Genomic DNA, 19,940 nt, shown 5'->3' with positions numbered 1-19,940 from the left:
TGAATTGGTTTGTTTTAGAATAAAATGGGAGTATAAGTGGTAGTATATTAATTTTACTCAATGGATATACTACTATTATGGCTAGAATCATTGTACCACTCACGGTTAAGCAAGTGAAAGATGCTAAACCGCAAGCAAAACTTTATAGGCTATATGATGGTAATGGCTTGCAGCTTTGTATTCACCCTAGTGGGAATAAAGTTTGGCGCTTTGATTATCATGATCATAATAAAAAACGAAAAACATATACGATTGGTGATGCAAATTTAATTACATTAGCAGATGCAAGAATAAAGCGTGATGCATTAAAGCTTCAGTTAATCAATGGTGAAGCTATTCAAACCAGCAGTAATCATACATATGAATCCGTTTTTATGGATTGGTATGAACGTTGGAAGCATGGTGTTTCAAAGTGTCATCATACAAGAGCAATGAATACAATGGTTGCTGATGTATTTCCAAAAATAGGAAATATGAAAATCCATGAAATTGAAGCTAAGCATGTTGTTGATGCTCTTTTAGCAGTCGAAGCGCGAGAAGCACTAGCTCAATTAATTAAAACTAAATCATTTATTAAGATGGCATTTGATTTTGCTGTTGCGAGAGGTTTATGTAAATATAATCCTGTTATTCAGGTATCAAACCAAGCATTTAAAACTAGAAAGCCTAAAAACTATAAATCCGTAGATCAAGATAAAATTTATCAGTTCTTTGAGTTGTTTCAGAATGAAAAGGTAAGTTTATCAGGTAGGTTATGTACTGAATTCATCCTTAGAAATATCACAAGGCCCGTTGAGTCTGCAACAGCTAGGTGGGATCAATATGATGAAAAACAGCAATGTATAGTAATTGAAGGTGAGGATATGAAAGTAGATCGCAATCACTATATTCCTTTATCCCACCAATCTATTGCTATATTAGATAAAATGAAAACTCTTAGTAAAGGTGGTACCTATATTTTTCCACGAAGTAATTTTGTTGATCATATGAGTATCTCATATCCATTAACATTGGCTAAAAGGCATGGAATTGATACAACAATTCATGGATTAAGGCATTTAGCTTCAACAATTTTGAATGAAACAGGTTTATTTAATAGAGATGTGATTGAATCATGTTTGGCTCACGCTGATGAAAATAAAACGCGTGCGATTTACAATAAAGCCAAATATATCAAACAGAAAAGGGAAGTATTGCAATGGTGGAGTGATTTTCTTGATAAGTGCTCAACCCAAAAGGGTAATCGTGCTGCTTTGGATGAATTACAGTTAATTTTGAATGATTAAAAGAATATAGGTAAGGAATAGATATGATTAATGAAAATTTAAATAAGATTGATGCTTTGAGAGATCAGATCCATAGCTTACGTCCATTGCCTGAGTTGACACTTTCATCATTGCAAGAAGCTATGAATCTTGAATGGATCTATCATTCAAATGCTATTGAAGGTAATACGTTGACATTGAATGAAACTAAGGTCATCCTTGAAGGATTGACAGTTGGTCAGGGCAAGACGTTGCGAGAGCATTTAGAAGTTATCAATCACCAGGAAGCAATTGATTATATCCAATCTCTTATTCAGAGCGATGCAGATTTAACTGAAAATATTATTAAAGAAACCCATTATTTAGTGACGAAAAATACTGTGAAAGATGCAGGAGCGTATCGAACACAAAATGTTGTAATTAGTGGAGCATCAACAACGCCACCTAACCATATCAAAGTGCCGGAAGCGATGGTGGAATTGATTCAGTGGTTTAATAGTGAAGAATTTAACCAATATCATCCAGTGATTCGTGCAGCTATGTTCCATAATGAATTTGTGAAGATTCATCCATTCAGTGATGGTAATGGCCGTACAGGTCGCTTGTTGAGTAACCTCATCCTAATGCAAGCGGACTATCTACCCGTCATCATTCGTGCTGAAAATCGTTTGGCTTATTACGATGCATTGGATTTGGCTTGCCAAGCACAAGATTACTCTATGATTAATGAATTATTTATCCAGGAAGAATTGAGATCTTTGGAAAGATATTGGGATATTGTAAGTTAAAATATTAAGCCCCAACTTGATATTGGGGCTTAAGTTTATTTCTTATTAGTATTAAATCTTTTAACCGTTTCAATAATAGATTCTTTACTAGTATTCAGGCTTTCAGCCACTTGTTCGATAGAGTAAATATATGTATTACCACTGCGTTTTCCCATTGGTATAACACCTTCTTTTTCATAGTTCAGTAATGATTGATGGCATAACAATTTTCCATCAGTGGATAACAAGTGGCGTAGTTGTGTTCTATTTATAACAATCATGATTTCTCCTTATTTTTTATAAAAATATGACAGTAGGTTGGTTTGCCATCTCGTATAGCACTGCGAACAGTATTAGTGCCTATATATGGATAGCGAATTGATGTTGAAAGAATTTTTTTAATGAGTTTGATATCTTCTAGGCTTTGGTTATTTTCTTTTGCAAGAGCATGAAATTCATTAAGCTTGATTGCAATTACATCATCATTGGCTGAGTGATTAACTCTGTAATACTTATTGTTTTCTGATAATTCTTCAAAATAATCATAAACATCCCAAAATTGATCTATAACAGGATGGTCACTGACTAAGTCTTGTTCACGTTCTATGGATAATTCATGAATATAACTTGATGCTTTGGCTTTTACATTATCCGTAATCGGCAAAATTTCGCACAATGCTTGCAAGCAAGACATTAATAAACCATGTGTTAAACCAATACGCTCAGTTTTCATATTGGGTAGTTGCATGATGGTATTACGGTTGTTAGGAAAGGTTTCTGTAATATTGGATAGAATGCTTTTTTCTTGTTTGAGTGCTTCAAATAGAAAACCTGAAACATCATCTGTAGATAAGCGTTGTAATCGCTCGGCTGCATCGCGTGAGTATTGTCCTTGATGATGGCTTTTATCATAATAAATATAGATCAAACGTGACAGTATCGCTTCTGATCCAGATACTTTATTGTTTTGAGAAATCACAACTGCACCTCGAAAGGGCTCATCATCTGTATTATTATCGTTACTTTTAATGCCTAAAACACGTGGGGATCTTCCATTAAATAATGGTTTTATTTCATCAAAGTTAAATGTTTTCTGTTTATGTTTAGGTGGTGCATTAGGATCATTGGTATCACTTTCAATTAAAACTACTGGTAAGTTTGATACCTGTGATAAGGTTCGAGAACGACCTGAAATAGATGCAATGGTTGGATTGATTCCTTCATAATCTGAACGGCCAACTAATGACCATAAGAATTCAATGAGAAAAGATTTCCCTGCACCGGCTTCGCCAGTGATTTCTAAAAATGGCCATGCCCCAAATTTTTCTCTGATTTGCTCGGCAAAGAGTGTGCCAAACCAAAATGTCAAACAAACTAATCCTTTAATACCAAATACAATTAAAAAATCATTGAACCAATTGAGGTTAAAATTTTTACATGGCCTCATTGCTGTCATATCAAATGTAGATTTGATATTGAGACTATTAATTTCAAAGTAATCTTCCTGATTTTTCTCATATACCTGGCCATGAGCAACCGCATATTGATTGAAAATATAAGCTTTTCGTTCTTTGCAATATCCAATATATGGGATTGTCTCTATATCTTTAATGTTTTTAGTTTTATTAATAAAAATTGTATCGAGTTGTGTAGTGTTTCCTGAGTAGTGAGCACCTGATAATGCACCCATTATTTTAGATTTAAACTCTGAAGAAGTGGACAAATGCTTTGGTAAAAAAGCATGTTTAGCAGACTTTTTTTCATTATTTTTAATATGTAAATAATAGAAGCGTTCATCATTAGTATGATCAATTTGAAAATATAAAATTTCAAATATGCAGTTAGCAATTTCAGTAGTTAGACTACTATGATGAAAAGCATTAAGTTCAATTTCTATTTTTTCATCATTAGTTAAGTTTTCTAATTCTACGCCAGTACTTTCAATATATTGTTTTAGGTATTTGTTATATGCCTTATTGAATTTCGATAAATCTATTTTTGTCCAATAGGTTTTGAAATCAAATTCAAAATAAAATTGATCTTCATGTTTTTGGCTCCATAGCAAATAAGCTTGATGAGAATAGCTTTTAGCAGGATGAATAAGCGCATTATTTTTTGAGCTTTCAATGCCTTTTATATTTAATTTGGGCAAAATAGATCCCTGACTATTGAAAGTCATTTTTACTCCTGAGTAGTTAGAAAAGCGATTAATAGTTAGATTGATTAACAGCCTAAGTGAGCATCGATTATTACAAGATCAAATGATAAAAAAGATTCTTCCTTTTAAACAATAAATATTTACCTTAGAATGCTATTTACGAAACACTAGTTTAGTGTGCTTAAGAATATATTAGTTGTCGTTTGACAACATGTCAATAGGTATTGTTATTTTATGACGACTTTAAGTGAGAGATTAAAAGAAGAGCGAGAAAAAAAGGGACTAAACCAAGCAGCCTTTGCGGCTGTAGGAGGGGTAGGTCGCTCAGCGCAAATTAATTATGAAAAAGGTGAGAGATATCCTGATGCACAATATTTAGAAGCTATCGCTAAAATAGGCTGTGATATTCAATTCATCATTACTGGAGAGCCAGTAACAGAAAAGTTAACAACGGATGAAGTGAGATTATTGGAAGCTTTTAGAGCTGCGGATATTAAAATAAAAGCAGCTGCAATGGCTGTATTGGACAGTGATTCATTAATTTCTCATGACGTGAAAAGTAAGTCATCAATGAATATAGGCTCAATTGGGAACGTTGGTACTAATATTACAAGTGAAAGGATTTCTAACAATAAGATAACTGGGCAAGGTATCATGATTAATCCAACTAAAAGTGAGAGTGATCAGTGAGTAAGCATACTAATATTTCAAGAATTGAGCATGTGGGTGTATTAGTTAATGGCGATGTTAAAGATTCTACTATTCAATTAGTAGGCTTTAAGGCATGCGATGCTAAAGGTTGTTCCCATTATGTGATCAACGGTGTGAAATATTGTGCTGAGTGTAAAAAAAAGACAATAGAAATATTTGGTTTAGTCTTTGCTACTTTTTCCTTATTTATCTTTTTAGGTGGAATTGTGTTGTTCTCATAAACGGTAGTTGATTACCTCGCAGAGCAAGTTGAGTTTGTCCGGACATCGTGTCCGGACAAACACCTACCTTGCGGTAAATTGAAGGGCAGATTTTTCACCTTAAATATATAAAAAGTTGTCGAGATAATAATATTTCTATCTTAAAGGCACAAAAACAATCAATTTTCAGTAAAGATGTGGAAAAGATGTGGAAAAGATGTGGAAAAGATGTGGAAAAGATGTGGAAAAGATGTGGATTCTTGTGGAATAGATGTGGAAAACATGTGGATTCTTGTGGAATAGATGTGGATTTTTTTTAAAATAATTATAAATACTGACATTTTGAGTCGAATTTTTGAGCTTGGAATAAAACATGTGGAAAACATGTGGAAAACATGTGGAATCATATATAAATAGCATGAAAATGCTAAATTTTACTTTTAGATATTAAAAAAGCCATCTGATGAGATGGCTTATGAAGCAGATTTAATGTCATCTAGTTTGTAGATTTAAATAAATATCAGACTGGTTTAAAAGCTCATTAATGGACTGCCCATTTTGAAGTTCATTGAGTATGTCAGGTCTTTCTAAGTATTCTTGTTCCTCATTGGCTTGCATTTTGAGTTCCATAAGCAATTTTTCTCGTCCTGGATCTGTTGCAAGTAACTTTCTAACTCTTTCTTCATTCGTTCTCAACCAACGATCTAGTACTAACATTAATCGTGGTGGATGTGCTTCAACTTTAACCGAGTTAACAACCCGATTAAAAAACTCTTCACTGACTTCTTTTTTAATGCGTTCGGTATCAAGTTGTCTCAATGTTTGGTCAATGGTGTGGAACATGTACATATTTAATCCTCTTCAGTATTTATTATGTTTATTGTATATCTATAATTCAATTTTATCTGTTTGATATATGGCTACACGAAGTGCTTTTGGGTATTGTTGTTCTAACTCATAGATTGCAGCAAGGTTTGCTTCTGTTGAGTTTTCTGCACTGATAATGATACTTTCAGTTGGTGGATTAATATCATTCATATCAAAAATAATTTCACACTTCACTAAGAATTTTTTCATACATCACCTACAATAATTATTGATTAATACAGATTAAAATTTTGATCTAATATTTCATTTTAGATTTCATCATTTGAATCACACCATAAACTATCCAAATTTATTGTTTCACTATCTGGTGCGCTCTCTTGGGCTAGCTTTTCGATTTGTACTAATACAGGGAAGTGGAAGGCTGTTCCTGAAATAATACATCCACCAGGTGGTAAGCTTGGAATTTGGCTACGTGAACTAGCATCAAGTGTGCTAATCGTATTTTTTAAGAGAAATAGATCGTTTTCATTAACTAATCTATGAAGAAAATAGTTATGTAATTGTGAAATGATTGTCGGTGAAATATCAGCAGGTCGCTGGCTGGCTATTGTAATGAAAAAGCCAAATTTTCTACCTTCTTTAATGATTTCTTCAAATAATTCTAAACGATAGTCTTTCCAGCTTTCAGCCTCTCTAAATGATGTATCAGATAAAATATTATGTGCTTCATCAATAACAAAATGAAATGTTTGGGATGGTTGTGCATCGTCACCAGTCAGTTTATTTTTATGTTCTTGAAAGTGTATTTTGGCTAGTAGCATTGATACCGTTTTTTTCATTTCTGTATTACAGTTTCTCAATGAAATAACTCTTAAAAAAATGTCATAATCATTATTATTAGATACTTGAATGATTTTTTCTAAACTTTTAAGAGAGGTTTCTATTTTATTAATTAATGGATTAATATGGTCGTATTGCACATAATTACTACTAACAGAGTTAATTAATTGAAAGACAGCTCTGATCATAAGTTCATTAAAAGTAGGTTGGTCTTGAGATATCTTATAATCTTTTAGAATAGGTATTTTTTTATAAAAATCATCTATACTATTAATATAGTCACCAGAAATTATATATTTATCTCCTTTAGTAAACCATTCAACATTGTCAATAATTTCTGGATTTTCTTTAAATCCTATTAATGGTAATATTTTTCTTAATAAATTAATTGTTTCTTTATGCTGATTTGTACCAAACATGTTGGAAAGAGTGTAGTGAAAATATGGAGTTAAAGAATCAGCAGAAGAATGTTCTTTACGGCCATTAACTAAGTATTGTAAAAAAGGTTTTTGTGTTTTTTCTGTTGCTGAAAATAGGACAGATAGAAATTCAGCGTCCCAAAATATATCATTTGATATCTGTAGTTTATCCTGAGGTTCTGCTGCATTAGTATTAAGTTGTAAGTATTTCGCAGAATCAGGTTCTATATCATTGCAAGCTCGCACGAAATTCTGATACTCACCACCAAAATCTATGACTAAAAATTTAGAATTTTGTAGGAATGATTTAGAATTAGGTAAGCGTTTTTGAAATAAATCGACATATAATTTTGCCAAGGTATTTGATTTACCACTGCCTGTATTACCAAAAATGCCAATGTGTGAATTGTAAACACCATTGATGGGGATTTCGACAGGCAATTCTTCAAGAAGAGTTTTGCCTATATCAATAGTATATATCGGTTTTGAATGAATAGTCTTTGGCAAAAATGTTAATACAGATTTAATTTGTTCATTTGTGATTAAGTATATTTGGTCTTCAATCATGGGCATATACTTGATACCTTGATGAAACTGGTTATCTTCTAAATAGCCTAATAATTGAATATCCACAAATCTGTCATACTTTTCATAAGGGGATTTATCTTGAGTGAAATCACGCCTTTCTTCTAAGAACTCACCTTCAATTTTACCAACGATATCAATATAACCACGTCGGATTAGAATATATTCATTGATTGATATGCCTCTAAATATCTTGCCGTTATATAGATAACTGCTTTTATTGAATTTTGGTAAAACTAGACCTTTAATTTTAATGCCTTGAATAGATGTAATGATTCCAACAGAAATATTTTCCATGCTAATTACCTAAATACTCGTTTATTAAATTCGTCAAAAGGAATCTTAGAATGCTCATCAGGTCTAATAATTGTGACGTTATTTGCATTTTTAAGGAAAGGTGCAAATTGCGTATCGTGTGAGTAAGCATAAATATAAATATGTAATTCAGGATTACTTAAAGATCTTTGAATTATTTCACTTATATGTTCATCTGCAAATGAAAAACCGAAACAAATTAGAACTGTTTGAGGTCGTTCGAGTTCTTGGCTTAATAACCTTAGAGATTGGTAATAGTGTTGTTGAAATACTGTCTCAGAAAATTTTTCTTTTGTTGGATTTACAATAGCAAGTTTCTGATAGGAATTATAAAAATTTTGAAGAGTAATCACAATATCAGGAGGGATAATTAAGTTTTGTATTGCTTGAACTGTGCTGTGACTTAATAAGTTATCAGTGTTGGAGTCAGGAAAAGCATATTGATATAATGGTGAAACTCCTGATTGTTCAGCTAAAAGCGAATAATCTACCGAGATCAAATTATGCTGTTTTTTCCAAGAGACAGAGCCATGCATTTTTATCAGATTCACAGTTGGTATTTCATAAGAATAGCGGTCATCTGTACCTTGGTGCATCGTTGCTCGATGAAAATTACTAATATTTAATGTTCTATTAATAATTCCACTCCCACCATCATTAAGTATCAGTTGATGTTTTTGTTGAAACTCATTAATGGATCTTTCAAAGAATAAATCATAATTAGTAGTAAAAATATTGGCTCGGCGAGGTATGTGATTATTTTTTCTTTTTAATAAATCATTAATATTATGTATAAATGTAGTATAGCTACTATTAACATTTGAAAAATGATAGGGTGCAGGTGGGGGAGGAGGTGCTACATCTGATAATACATATGTTTTAGTGATAATTTTGATGTAGTACCAATAGTAAATAAGATGAGAATGGGCTGCTGAAGTGTATTTATATCCAGATAATAAATCTTCAAATGATAATTTTTTTCCAGTGGCAGCATCTGTTAAGGATGTCATAAAAGTCGGAATGTACGGTGCAGATGCACCCGATCCGAATAGAAAATTAACATTTTTATCTAAAAGATCTTTTTTATTTAGTGTATTAGTCATATTAGTTTCTCGCACCCACCAACAAATCAAACACAATTTTCTGGAACAGCTTCATTTTTTCTTCATCTGCCAAAAGCTGCATCATTTGTTCTTTGTGTGCCTCACTACTTGCAAAGATAGCATCATAAGTCGCAGCAGGGAAGTCACCAAGAATGGCGTGCTCAAGGGTATTATTTTTAATTTGGGTGATGACATTGCTATTTTCTGCAACTTTATCAGCTATGGTGACAGCATAATTAATCATGTCTTTATCTGTTAAGTGATCAGCACTGAAGACTTCATTGAGCTTAGATAAGATCACTGATAGAAACTCTTCTTTTTTATCTTTTGCTCGTCCTGTACCCGCTTCACCACCAACAGGTAGTTCAATCACTTCATCTTTGATCAGTTTGATGTTCTGTTCACGAATTTTAGATAAGCGGTAATGACTCATTTCCACATTGCTGAGGTTAATCTCATCTTCTTCGATGATTTGTTCACGCAGCATCGGGCGCAAATGGCGAGCATATAGGCTGAGTTTTTCCAACTCAGGATCATCATAATCCACAATTTGTGATAAAAATTCATAAGTACGAACATAGGTGCCTAAGTCTTTTTTGAAGATCTCTAAACGATCCTTTTCAATTTTAGTGGTCGCTAGATCATTCTCTGCATTGGCAATGAGCACAGGATCTTGAGTCGCTTTGGTGCGCTTTAACATCTCTAAACTGGTTTGATATGCTTCGATGGCTTGTTCATATTGCTTACGCCAACGATCAACCGCAGGTTTGCAAATATTACTGATGGCAGCCGCTGTTTTGTTCTCGGTAAAGAAGGCATCAATGAATTGTTCAACTTCAGTCCACGTGAAGATATTGGCCATGCGGATCTTATCAGCTAAATCAAAAATAGAATCAGGGTCAGTCACATCTTCTAAGGATGCAGTTTGATAATAAGGCTGAAAAGCCGCTAGAATTTCCTCAGGTTCATTGAAGAAATCGAGTATAAACGTACCTGATTCTGCTTTGCCAGGATAAGTACGGTTTAATCGTGATAAGGTTTGCACACATTCAACGCCACCTAACTTTTTATCGACATACATTGCGCACAGTTTTGGTTGATCAAAGCCCGTTTGGAATTTGTTGGCCACAATCATGACTTGGAAATCATCACTGTCAAAGGCTTTGCGCATTTCACGCCCTTTGAGATTAGGATTCATGTTGAATTCTGTGAATTTCTCGCCAATCAAATGGCCGCTGTCTGCATCATTTGCATCAAAAATCACTTCACCCGAGAAAGCCACCATCGCAGCTAAATTTGGGTAGCTATTTTCTGCAATGTATTTATCAAAGGCAAGCTTATAGCGCACAGCTTCTTTGCGTGAACTTGTCACAACCATTGCTTTAGCTTGTCCACCTAATAAATTGGCAATGTGTGCTTTAAAGTGCTCAATGATGACTTTAACTTTTTGGGATATGTTGTGTTCATGTAAGCGCACCCATTGATTGAGTTTGACTTTAGCTTTTTTCTCATCGACGGATTCATCGATGGCTTCAAGCTTTTGGCGCAATTGATAGATGACTTTGTAGTTCGTGTAATTCTTCAATACATCTAAAATAAAGCCTTCTTCAATCGCTTGTCGCATTGAGTAGACATGAAATGCTTCAGGTTTATTATCTTTCGATGGCGGTAGAGCAGGGTTCGGCACTCTGCCAAAGAGTTCTAATGTTTTTGTTTTAGGTGTCGCAGTGAAGGCATAATAACTTAAGTTTTTATTCTCACCTTTTGCAGCTAAAGAAGCATTGATCATATCTTCTGAAGAAAGATCTTCAGTTTCTCCATCGGTCATGAGCACTTTTTTCAATTCAGATGCAGTCGAACCTGTTTGAGAAGAGTGCGCTTCATCAGCAATGATCGCATAATGACGTGCTTTTAATGATACATCATCCTCAATGGCCTTAAGCACAAAGGGAAAGGTTTGAATGGTGACAATGATGATGGGCTTAGCATGGGTTAATGCATGCGCCAATTTCTCTGATTTACTGCCTTGGCCAACTTTGTTATTGATGGGTTCTACAACACCATCGGCATGTTCAAATTGATAAATGGTGTCTTGTAACTGTGAATCTAATACTGTTCGATCTGTGACCACAATCACCGAATCAAACAGTTTAGAGCCATCATCATTGGTCAGTTTTGATAATTGGTGTGCCGTCCAGGCAATCGAGTTCGATTTACCCGATCCTGCACTGTGTTGAATCAGGTATTTTTGACCTGTGCCTTCTGATTTCGCTGAATTAATCAGTTTAGTGACCACATCCCATTGATGGAAACGAGGGAATATCAGGCTTTCTTGTTTGTACTTGATGCCATCCCAATTTTCTTTATCTTCAATTTGTAGGTGAATAAAATGACCAATGATGTTCAGTAAGTGATCCTTAGTCAGCACATCATTCCATAAATAATCCGTGGCATATTGGTTCACATCTTCAGGCTGATCATTGCCAGCGCCACCTTCTTTTGTGCCTTTATTGAAAGGCAAAAAGTAAGTGTCCGCACCTTTCAGATGTGTTGCCATGTAAACTTCATATTGGCTCACCGCAAAATGCACCAAAGCACCGCGTTTGAACATCAATAAAGGCTCATCTTTATTTGTGGCAGGATCTTTGGCAAATCGTGTTGTTTTATACTGATTGATGGCATTGTCAATCGCCTGCTTAAACTCCGATTTTAATTCCATTGTCACAATCGGTAAGCCATTTAAAAAGAGCACCAAATCAATGCGCCATTTTTTGGCGGACTTTTGATCTAAGCTATCCACATCAATTTTTGTATGTGGGCTATAAACCAACTCAGGCACAATGCGCAAAATATTGTGTTCATAATTGGCTTGAACTTCAGGATTGAGATGGTTTTCAGGCTTAAATTGGCACAGGAAAAAATGGGTGTTTCGACTTTTCACGCCATGACGCAATACGCCCAAGGTGCCAAATTTACGGGAAGCTGCATTGGTGGCATTGATGTCCGCCTTTTTAAGCTGTTTGACCACAACATCACAGAAATGATCCTCAGAGTTGATCGGGTAAAGGACACAGAATTTTTCCCATTCTTTAGGTTGTGTCTTTTGAACAAAGGCAATGAGATCTTCTTCATACAATGCGCGTTCGCGATTGTAGTTTTTAGGCGAACCTAATTGCCAGCCATGTGCACGCATTTCATTAATAATGTCGTTTTGAAAAGTGGATTCTTTTGCCTTGTCCATGATCTCTTTCCTTTGTGTTCTTTTTGTTGATTTGAGATTGCATATCCTCCTGCAATCTCAATTATTTATATTGAATGACTATTGCTCAGACTGCCAATCTCGTACATCAATTTTCCCCGTGACCGCTGCGGATATCAGTGCCGTCCTACGTTCCTTAATCAACTCAATTTGCTGTTCTGCTTTTTGAATTAATGAATCAATTTTTGAGGTTTGATTTCTTAAATACTCTACAATTTTATTTTGCTCTCTTAGAGGACAACTAATGACCTTTGTATTAATTAAATCACCCATATAAACACCGCCTTGAGCACTACTTTTTATAATTGAATATAGTTGTGCTTGATAGAATTTTGATTCAATAAAATATTTATAAAACTTAGGGTGGTTTTGATTATTTAGCCTGATAAAAGCAACACTTCTTTGAAATGCTAATGGTTTTTGCAGATTATATACGCAACACCTACCTATAGTACCTACGCAAGTAATAAGGAGGTCACCTATAGAAGGAAATCCGTTATTAATAATTTCATTATAGTCTTTGGTTGGTATCATACTTTCTAATTCTCCAATATGGATACCATCATCAAATACATTTTTAGCACTCAGTAAATATTCACCATCATCAACTCGTTGATGAGTACCATGAGTTCCATCTTTAATTTGTAAAATAATTCTGTTAAATAGTACAACATCCCAATGATCAGGCACTTCGCCCAACCATTCAACACTCGAATCTTTCATTTTTACATTAGGATCAAGTCCTTTTGTGACAGCATGGCTAATCACTGCTTGTCGTTTTTCTTTCAAAAGCTCAATTAAGGTTTGTTGCTTTTCAATGAGCTGATCAATTTTGGCTGTTTCGTGATCGAGGAATTGAGCAATTTTGGTTTGTTCTTGAATAGTAGGAATAACAACTTTATTTTTTTTTGCATTTTCTATCGTATAAGTTCCTACAGTGGCCCCTTGATTATCTCTAAATATTTGATATTTTATTATATATGATTCATAACAATAGTTAATAAAGTCAGAATTGCTTCGGTAATTTGTTTTTAACCAAATTAAATTGCCATCTTTGAAATAAAAGGCAGTTGTATCATGAACTAAGTAAGTTATGCCTAACGTACCAACAGCAGTAATTAATATATCTCCTATTTTTGGTACTCCATAAAGATGTTTTATCTCAGAATATAATACATTGGATATAAAAAGCTCATTTTCGTATGACGGATCTTTTTGAATTCTGACAATTTCTCGCGCACGATAAAAAGGGATGCCTTCAGTTTTCCATTGTTCTTCAAAAATACGTTTACTAGATGTTATATCGAAAAGATAGCCTAGATTTACAGATTTCCAATGGCTTGGGATTTCGCCGAGCCATTCAACGCCTGAATCTTTATATTCAGGATAGGTTTTGTATTTGGATAATGCTGACATTATGAATGTACCTCTTCCAATAATTTCATAATCTCTTGGCTAACGGCAAATAACTCCGCATCAATCACCGCTAAATCTCTTGGTGGTTCGTACACATAGAAATGACGATTAAACGGAATCTCATAACCCACAACGCCAATTTCATTGTCTTTGGCATCTTTTTTATCGGCATTGATCCAAGCATCCGAAACATGTGGTAAAACTTCTTTTTGCACATAGCTTTCGATCAATTCAGTGGTGGTCACTGTTGGATCAAGTGGGATATTTTCATAATCACGTAAATCACCATCTTGCTCAAATTCAACCACTTTGCCTTTGTATTCACATGCACCATAAAGCGCATTCACAGGCACTTTGAGGACTTTTTTTACCACAGGCTCAGCTTCAGGATTCTTCCATGTAATGGCATCCATGATTTGCTTACGCTCTTTTGTGGTTAAAGTCACATTCGCTGATTTTTCGGCCTTTTTAAATGCATCGTTAAATGTATTGAAATCATCTGATTGATCTGTGCCTAAAACCGCTTGTAATGCTTGTGCTTTAGCAAAGAGATCCGCTTGATCTTGCCAGGTTTTGATGTCTAATAGATTTTTAATTTGTGCTTCTTTCAATTCAGTGAAATCTGCTTTGATCATGGCGCGGATTTCAATGGCTTTCTCTGTCAATGCTTCTTGAGAAGTGAAGAAGTCACCATAATGCTCAACCAATGCTTGCATGATGGCATTAAATGGCTTGGGCGCAAATCTAAGTTGTTCAATTTTTTCATCACTCATTTGCGCAGATAAACGCAATGGGCGTTCAATGGTCACTCTACGATAGCCGAATTCATGCGGTGCAAAGATTTTGCTTGTTAAGCCTTCAATGTGTTCACTTTCGCCTTCTAATAGTTCACCATAAGCTTTGACAATGGCTTTGATGGCGGCTTCATCAAGATAATGGCGCTTAGAACCCAAAGATTTACGCATTTTGCTCGCAAGGTTGGCAGCATTGATGAGTTGGATTTTCTGTCTACGTTCTGAGTGTTGATTGTTGCTGAGTACCCAAATATAGGTGGAAATGCCTGTGTTATAGAACATGTCCGTTGGCAATGCGATGATGGCTTCTAGCAGATCAGATTCTAAAATATAACGGCGGATTTCACTTTCGCCACTGCCTGCACTGCCTGTAAATAGTGGTGAACCATTTAGGATGATGCCAATGCGGCTGCCATTATTTTTAGTGTCATGCATTTTGCTGATCAAATGTTGTAAGAAGAGCAGGGAACCATCCGATACACGGGGTAAACCTGCACCAAATCGACCATTCCACCCTTTGACTTCATTTTCTGTTTTGATCTCTTTTTCGATTTTTTTCCAATCCACACCAAAAGGAGGATTCGATAGCATATAGTCGAACTTATGATTGGCCAATTGGTCATTAGACAGTGTATTGCCAAGCTTAATTTGCTGTACGTCTTGTCCTTTAATGAGCATATCCGCTTTACAGATGGCATAAGATTCAGGATTTAACTCTTGGCCAAAAGCACGCATCACGGCATTAGGATTTAATTCATGGAGGTATTCCATGCCTGAAGATAAGAAACCGCCTGTGCCTGCCGTTGGATCATAGATCGTGCGAATGATGCCATCTTTGCTTAAAGCATCATCATCACCAGCAAAGACCAGTTCTGTGGTTAAATTAACGATATCGCGTGGTGTAAAGTGTTCACCAGCTGTTTCATTTGAGCTTTCTGCAAAACGGCGAATGAGCTCTTCGAACACTAAGCCCATGTCATGATTAGAGATGGCTTTTGGGCTTAAATCTGCATTGGCAAAGATTTGTGTGACTTGGTACAACAGGTTGGCATCTTCTAGTTGCGTTAGAAACTCTTCAAACTTAAAGTTATCAAAAATTTCACGCGCATCTTTAGAAAAGCTTTGAATATAGAAATTGAGGTTTTTCTTAATGTCAGCCTGTCCGAGTTTTTTGAGGTCAAGCGGAGATGTATTAAAGAATGCTAGATGATTGGTGACACGAAGAAGCATTTTTTCTTGCATCTCTTCAGATAGGTTCATGGACTGAACTTTCTCATATTCGCTGAGTACTTTCTCTTTGCTATCAGCGAAAACGCATTCTAAGCGACGAAGGAGTGTGAAAGGCAAAATAATGCGGCCATATTGTGATTGTTTGAAATCACCACGAAGAAGATCCGCAACTGACCAAAGAAAGGCAGCGGTTTGTGAGAAGTTATTAATTGTCATGATTAGTGTGCCAACAGTCTATTAAATTGTATGGCATATTATCAATGCTTGCGTTTAAAGTCGATTAAATGAGCCTGAATGTAAAAAACTCTTACACGTCTCTATAAATCGAATAATTAGTGCTATTGATAAGGTGTATGTAGCGGAAAGTTCTTACATTCTTACAAACAATAAAAATATAATCTAATGTATTGTTTTTATTATAGTGTTTGTGTAATAAAATTTTATTACAATGTCTAACATTTCTTACAAATTTTCTTACTTATTTGATTTAAAAGTATTTTTATTAATCGCAGTGTAAGAGAGTTTTTCTTACAGATGTAAGAGGTTGTAAGAGAATTTTCTAACAGAAATTATTTATATAAATCATATTATTATAATATATATTCTAGTATTGTAAGAAAGTTAGAACATTCCGTAACATACTAGAAAGTTTTAGAGGCAAAAAAATATATTGCTTTCTTATGCCTCAAACATTTGTTTTAAATTGTGTGGTTTGATGATTGATAGTAGTAGTACAATTAGTAGTATATAAGTTTTTATTTTAAATAATTCGTTTTATATCAATAGATTATCCTTATTGTTTGGAGTCCGCCGCCTCCACCAAATATATAGTAAAAAATTAAGCTATTTCAATAACTTGAAGTAGCTTTTTTTATGTCTGATCCATTTTTTGTACCAAATGGTGTATGACGATTGATCAGTACTATAAAAACAGATGATTTTTCATAGAAAAATCGTTAGAAAAACAAAAAATATCACAACTGACTAATAAATGATCAAGATTACCCTAAAAATAAAATTTCTCAGAGTTTTGGTATATGCCTAAAAAGAAGTAATTTAAGTAATTTTTCTAAAAATATTGATGTAACTATTTGTTTTTTATAGATAATGTTGGTATGTCAAAAAGTAATATTTAAGTAATCTAGAAGTAATTTTATTACTCTTTTAAAAGTAATATATGGTTCTAATAAAAACAATAGTTTATAGTGAAAAGTAATCTAATATTACTATTTATTACTCAAATATTACTTTTTTGTTTTTGCTTTAAACCTAGTTTTTTCAATGGTTTTGAGATTTTTAAAGAAAAAAATTACTTAAATTACTTCTTTTTGAGAGATAGTCAAAGCTTGTCATTTAATTTTATTGTGATTACAGTTGGTCAGCAAAGATTAAAGAAATGGTTTTTGTTTGATTGTTGATTATAAATATAAAGGAATGGTCGTGAGAAAAATTAAGTTTTTATCTGTTGTTATGTTAGGTCTTGTGTTTGCTGGGTGTAGTGAAGATCCAAAACCGGAAGCTCCAGAATTAAAACAAGCCGAACAAGTCTTAGGAGCAGGGCAGGTAAAACCAACAATGACAGATGAGCAAGCGTTAGATTTAATAAAGCAATATGAAGAAAGAGAGGCAGCATCAGGTGAAATTACAATTTTGAAATGATGTATGTGAAGGCTATTGTGAATGAAAATAGCCTTTTCTTTAAATTAATCTAAATTCTATTGTTTTAGCTTTTTTCTTGCTTCACGCTTTTCAGCGACTTCCTGTAATCGTATTTGTGTCTCTTCAAGTGAGCCACCAAAGAAGCTAGAAGATATACCTTGTGTTGGATGTTCATCACCTACTTTGATAGGTTCATGTTCTTTTTTTGATATTTCTTTCTTGGGATAAGGTTTGGTCATTTGCGGTGAAGCTGCTTTAATGTATGTAGATAGTCTTCTGTTGAACGTAAGGTATGAGCTACTGCTCCAGTACCGTTTAACATAGAATCGGTGAATATCTGTTTTAAAAAAGCCTTTGTCCATTAGTTTTAATGTCACAGGCAATAATAAGTTTAGGTTATTACGATTTAAGGCTTTCTGTTCTTTGGGTTCTAAATTTTTAAAGTGATCAATGAATGATTGAGATAAAAATGCATCATTAAATGAATCACTGGCAACAGCTTCCATGGCTGCTTGAAAATTTTCAGGGTCTATAAATCTACTTAATTCTGTCACTGTTTAATCATCCAATTATAGGTTTTCAATCAATATTTAAAATTCTATCATGTATGAAATATTTGATGTAAATATGATATTTATATGATTAATTTTTGATATAAAAATGATATGTTTTTGTTTTGTAAAAATTCAACTAATTGAAAATATTGGATATTAATTTTTCGTTGTTTTTGTTTTTATAGATTTTTTATGTTTTTTCTTAAAATGTTACTTTTAGTGTACTAATAATATACTTTCATAAAAGTGGCAAGATATGTCTGTGTGTGCCTCTCATTTTGAGAGCGCACCCCAGACAGAACTTATTCGCATAAATGCTCAACGTCTATTTTTATCTTAATGTGATAGATTATATTGGGTGAAATGATCAGGAATGCACACAATGAAAACAGAACAAAATAATGCTTATAGTAAACGTATAGCAATTCGTATGAGCAATGAAGATAAATTAAAAATTGAGCAGATGGCCAAGCTCCATGGCATGACGACTTCGCAATTTATGAGAAAAATGGGGTTAGGCTTTATACCTGTTCCTTTGGTTGACATGCAAAATGTTAAACATCTTATGAAGGTTAGTAACGATCTAGCTCGTCTTGGCAATTTATTAAAATATTGGTTGGCTGATGATATTAAACTACAAATTGCAACCCGAAAGAAAATAGAAGATAAGCTACCCGAGATATTAGATGCAATCCATGAAGAGAGATTAAATATTCATAATCTCATCAAGGAAGTTAACAGAGGCATAAAATATGAGCGCAAACGTTGGGTTTGATAATAAAAGTGTTTATTATCTTTGTGAATTTAAAGGCACTGATTTTGTCAGTGCCTTTTTATTGCAAATATTTATGATAAATCTAAAGCTTCTTCGCCTTTAATGTAATTGTTTAAGTTTGTCCAACGGTCACGTACCTTTTTGAAGTCAATGAATGCTAGCATTGGAATATTAGCTTTGAATGCAGCTTCTTCATCTTTGTTAGTTGGCATGAAATTATCAGAATCTTTTTTGAATACAGAAAAGTTTTCATTAATGACTTTAAGTAGATGCTGCTCATCATATGTTAATAATCTTGGATAGGTATAGGCTAATTTAATAAAGCGATCAGCTTCATCAATATCCCATAGATAGTCCATCTGAGATGCGATCGTATTTCCATCATCAAATGTTAGCTTTTTAAAGCTTTCACTCATAGACCACTCAAGAAATGTTGTTAAGTTTTTACGTTGAACTCTAGCTGCAATCTCAGCAGTATATTTTACTATGGGTTCCAATCGGAAATTTGTTGCTTCTTTACGAACTTGTGGTGATTTTGCCATATGATTCTCTCAGTTCTTAAATAGATATACAGTAAATACAATTATTTTCTTAAGGCATTTTATCCTAAATTAATAAAATATGCACCGTGCGACGGTGCATGCCTCTTTTATTCAGATATTAACCGTTTTTATTATTGACTTTCTTAATTCATCTCAGTATATTTATTTTCAAAATGTATCAGCAATGTATTTACTGTGTATTAAAATATTATTATATGTGTTTTATGGTTTTAAATGAGAGGTGAAAATGGAAAAGAAAAATATTGAAGTAGGTGATGATTATGTTTTGTGGACAAGGGATCAGGTGAAGAATCTATTAGGTTTTAAAAGTAATGGTGCGTTATATAACGCTATTAATCAGAATGGATTTCCTAAGCCTTTAAGAATTGGCGGACAAGCAAGTAGATGGAGGAAAAGTGATGTGTTGAATTATATAGATAGTTGCTCTCAAGAATTAACAACAGATATATCTAAAATTGAAGAGTAAAAGTTTCGCAGCGAAACTTTTAAAAGGAGTTTG

Annotated in this window: 18 protein-coding genes; 7 read left to right on the top strand and 11 right to left on the bottom strand. The window is 33.9% G+C overall.

Annotation, left to right across the window (positions count from 1 at the left end; all coding sequences use genetic code 11):
* The first annotated feature begins 77 nt into the window (after positions 1 to 77).
* Both ACA100_RS11080 and ACA100_RS11075 read left to right on the top strand, forming a co-directional pair.
* Positions 78 to 1,286 carry a tyrosine-type recombinase/integrase gene (locus ACA100_RS11080; RefSeq protein WP_481077772.1) on the top strand — a complete coding sequence of 403 codons (1,209 nt, stop codon included), beginning with the start codon at positions 78 to 80 and terminating at the stop codon, positions 1,284 to 1,286.
* Positions 1,287 to 1,309: 23 nt separating this feature from the next.
* Complete coding sequence (locus ACA100_RS11075; protein WP_481077771.1) at positions 1,310 to 2,053, top strand: Fic family protein; 744 nt, start codon at positions 1,310 to 1,312, stop codon at positions 2,051 to 2,053.
* Positions 2,054 to 2,088: 35 nt separating this feature from the next.
* On the opposite strand, the gene ACA100_RS11070 is transcribed toward ACA100_RS11075, so the two are convergent.
* Together ACA100_RS11070 and ACA100_RS11065 are read right to left on the bottom strand one after the other, a co-directional pair.
* Complete coding sequence (locus ACA100_RS11070; RefSeq protein WP_008315141.1) at positions 2,089 to 2,313, bottom strand: hypothetical protein; 225 nt, start codon at positions 2,311 to 2,313, stop codon at positions 2,089 to 2,091.
* Positions 2,310 to 4,211: a hypothetical protein gene (locus ACA100_RS11065; protein ID WP_481077770.1), complete on the bottom strand. Its 1,902-nt coding sequence runs from the start codon at positions 4,209 to 4,211 to the stop codon at positions 2,310 to 2,312. The genes ACA100_RS11070 and ACA100_RS11065 overlap by 4 nt, the downstream gene beginning before the upstream one ends.
* A 213-nt stretch (positions 4,212 to 4,424) precedes the next feature.
* On the opposite strand from ACA100_RS11065, the gene ACA100_RS11060 reads away from it, so the two are divergent.
* On the top strand, positions 4,425 to 4,880 hold the full coding sequence (locus tag ACA100_RS11060) for a helix-turn-helix domain-containing protein (protein WP_481077769.1): 456 nt from the start codon (positions 4,425 to 4,427) through the stop codon (positions 4,878 to 4,880).
* Entirely contained in the window at positions 4,877 to 5,122 is a 246-nt protein-coding gene (locus ACA100_RS11055; RefSeq protein ID WP_481077768.1) for a hypothetical protein, read from the top strand. The genes ACA100_RS11060 and ACA100_RS11055 overlap by 4 nt, the downstream gene beginning before the upstream one ends.
* Positions 5,123 to 5,593: 471 nt before the next feature.
* Here the strand turns inward: ACA100_RS11055 and ACA100_RS11050 are convergent, their stop codons facing one another.
* The 7 genes from ACA100_RS11050 to ACA100_RS11020 all read right to left on the bottom strand — a co-directional run bounded on the left by ACA100_RS11050 (position 5,594) and on the right by ACA100_RS11020 (position 16,106).
* Positions 5,594 to 5,944: a hypothetical protein gene (locus ACA100_RS11050; protein WP_481077767.1), complete on the bottom strand. Its 351-nt coding sequence runs from the start codon at positions 5,942 to 5,944 to the stop codon at positions 5,594 to 5,596.
* A 45-nt stretch (positions 5,945 to 5,989) separates the two neighbouring features.
* Entirely contained in the window at positions 5,990 to 6,178 is a 189-nt protein-coding gene (locus ACA100_RS11045) for a hypothetical protein (RefSeq protein ID WP_481077766.1), read from the bottom strand.
* A gap of 59 nt (positions 6,179 to 6,237) precedes the next feature.
* Positions 6,238 to 8,070 carry an ATP-binding protein gene (locus ACA100_RS11040; RefSeq protein ID WP_481077765.1) on the bottom strand — a complete coding sequence of 611 codons (1,833 nt, stop codon included), beginning with the start codon at positions 8,068 to 8,070 and terminating at the stop codon, positions 6,238 to 6,240.
* Between the two features lie 5 nt (positions 8,071 to 8,075).
* A complete protein-coding gene (locus ACA100_RS11035; protein WP_481077764.1) occupies positions 8,076 to 9,191 on the bottom strand; it encodes an SIR2 family protein in 1,116 nt (371 codons plus the stop codon).
* A gap of 1 nt (position 9,192) precedes the next feature.
* Complete coding sequence (locus tag ACA100_RS11030) at positions 9,193 to 12,432, bottom strand: type I restriction endonuclease subunit R (protein ID WP_481077763.1); 3,240 nt, start codon at positions 12,430 to 12,432, stop codon at positions 9,193 to 9,195.
* Positions 12,433 to 12,510: 78 nt separating this feature from the next.
* Positions 12,511 to 13,866 carry a restriction endonuclease subunit S gene (locus ACA100_RS11025; protein ID WP_481077762.1) on the bottom strand — a complete coding sequence of 452 codons (1,356 nt, stop codon included), beginning with the start codon at positions 13,864 to 13,866 and terminating at the stop codon, positions 12,511 to 12,513.
* On the bottom strand, positions 13,866 to 16,106 hold the full coding sequence (locus tag ACA100_RS11020; RefSeq protein WP_481077761.1) for a type I restriction-modification system subunit M: 2,241 nt from the start codon (positions 16,104 to 16,106) through the stop codon (positions 13,866 to 13,868). The genes ACA100_RS11025 and ACA100_RS11020 overlap by 1 nt, the downstream gene beginning before the upstream one ends.
* Positions 16,107 to 17,330: 1,224 nt before the next feature.
* Here ACA100_RS11020 and ACA100_RS11015 point away from each other — a divergent pair.
* A complete protein-coding gene (locus ACA100_RS11015) occupies positions 17,331 to 17,549 on the top strand; it encodes a hypothetical protein (RefSeq protein ID WP_481077760.1) in 219 nt (72 codons plus the stop codon).
* Positions 17,550 to 17,605: 56 nt separating this feature from the next.
* On the opposite strand, the gene ACA100_RS11010 is transcribed toward ACA100_RS11015, so the two are convergent.
* A complete protein-coding gene (locus ACA100_RS11010; protein WP_481077759.1) occupies positions 17,606 to 18,103 on the bottom strand; it encodes a hypothetical protein in 498 nt (165 codons plus the stop codon).
* 382 nt (positions 18,104 to 18,485) lie between these two features.
* Here ACA100_RS11010 and ACA100_RS11005 point away from each other — a divergent pair, with 382 nt between their 5' ends.
* On the top strand, positions 18,486 to 18,878 hold the full coding sequence (locus ACA100_RS11005; RefSeq protein WP_481077758.1) for a plasmid mobilization protein: 393 nt from the start codon (positions 18,486 to 18,488) through the stop codon (positions 18,876 to 18,878).
* Between the two features lie 71 nt (positions 18,879 to 18,949).
* Here ACA100_RS11005 and ACA100_RS11000 read toward each other — a convergent pair whose 3' ends face one another.
* Positions 18,950 to 19,420 (bottom strand): hypothetical protein, encoded by a 471-nt coding sequence (locus tag ACA100_RS11000; RefSeq protein WP_481077757.1) that lies wholly within the window; start codon positions 19,418 to 19,420, stop codon positions 18,950 to 18,952.
* Between the two features lie 247 nt (positions 19,421 to 19,667).
* Between ACA100_RS11000 and ACA100_RS10995 the strand changes: the two genes are divergently transcribed.
* The gene (locus ACA100_RS10995) at positions 19,668 to 19,907 is read left to right on the top strand and encodes a helix-turn-helix transcriptional regulator (protein ID WP_481077756.1); all 240 of its coding nucleotides are present in this window, start codon (positions 19,668 to 19,670) and stop codon (positions 19,905 to 19,907) included.
* Positions 19,908 to 19,940: the final 33 nt, after the last annotated feature.

The organism is Wohlfahrtiimonas sp. XWW7, assembly GCF_056716055.1.
The sequence above is the reverse complement of the archived record's forward strand: the minus strand, read 5'-3'. Positions and strand labels throughout refer to the sequence as shown.

Coding starts and splice junctions, on each gene's coding strand:
- ACA100_RS11080 (WP_481077772.1), top strand. CDS start 78: ATGGCTAGAATCATTGTACCACTCACGGTTAAGCAAGTGAAAGATGCT.
- ACA100_RS11075 (WP_481077771.1), top strand. CDS start 1,310: ATGATTAATGAAAATTTAAATAAGATTGATGCTTTGAGAGATCAGATC.
- ACA100_RS11070 (WP_008315141.1), bottom strand. CDS start 2,313: ATGATTGTTATAAATAGAACACAACTACGCCACTTGTTATCCACTGAT.
- ACA100_RS11065 (WP_481077770.1), bottom strand. CDS start 4,211: ATGACTTTCAATAGTCAGGGATCTATTTTGCCCAAATTAAATATAAAA.
- ACA100_RS11060 (WP_481077769.1), top strand. CDS start 4,425: ATGACGACTTTAAGTGAGAGATTAAAAGAAGAGCGAGAAAAAAAGGGA.
- ACA100_RS11050 (WP_481077767.1), bottom strand. CDS start 5,944: ATGTTCCACACCATTGACCAAACATTGAGACAACTTGATACCGAACGC.
- ACA100_RS11045 (WP_481077766.1), bottom strand. CDS start 6,178: ATGAAAAAATTCTTAGTGAAGTGTGAAATTATTTTTGATATGAATGAT.
- ACA100_RS11040 (WP_481077765.1), bottom strand. CDS start 8,070: ATGGAAAATATTTCTGTTGGAATCATTACATCTATTCAAGGCATTAAA.
- ACA100_RS11035 (WP_481077764.1), bottom strand. CDS start 9,191: ATGACTAATACACTAAATAAAAAAGATCTTTTAGATAAAAATGTTAAT.
- ACA100_RS11030 (WP_481077763.1), bottom strand. CDS start 12,432: ATGGACAAGGCAAAAGAATCCACTTTTCAAAACGACATTATTAATGAA.
- ACA100_RS11025 (WP_481077762.1), bottom strand. CDS start 13,866: ATGTCAGCATTATCCAAATACAAAACCTATCCTGAATATAAAGATTCA.
- ACA100_RS11020 (WP_481077761.1), bottom strand. CDS start 16,106: ATGACAATTAATAACTTCTCACAAACCGCTGCCTTTCTTTGGTCAGTT.
- ACA100_RS11005 (WP_481077758.1), top strand. CDS start 18,486: ATGAAAACAGAACAAAATAATGCTTATAGTAAACGTATAGCAATTCGT.
- ACA100_RS11000 (WP_481077757.1), bottom strand. CDS start 19,420: ATGGCAAAATCACCACAAGTTCGTAAAGAAGCAACAAATTTCCGATTG.
- ACA100_RS10995 (WP_481077756.1), top strand. CDS start 19,668: ATGGAAAAGAAAAATATTGAAGTAGGTGATGATTATGTTTTGTGGACA.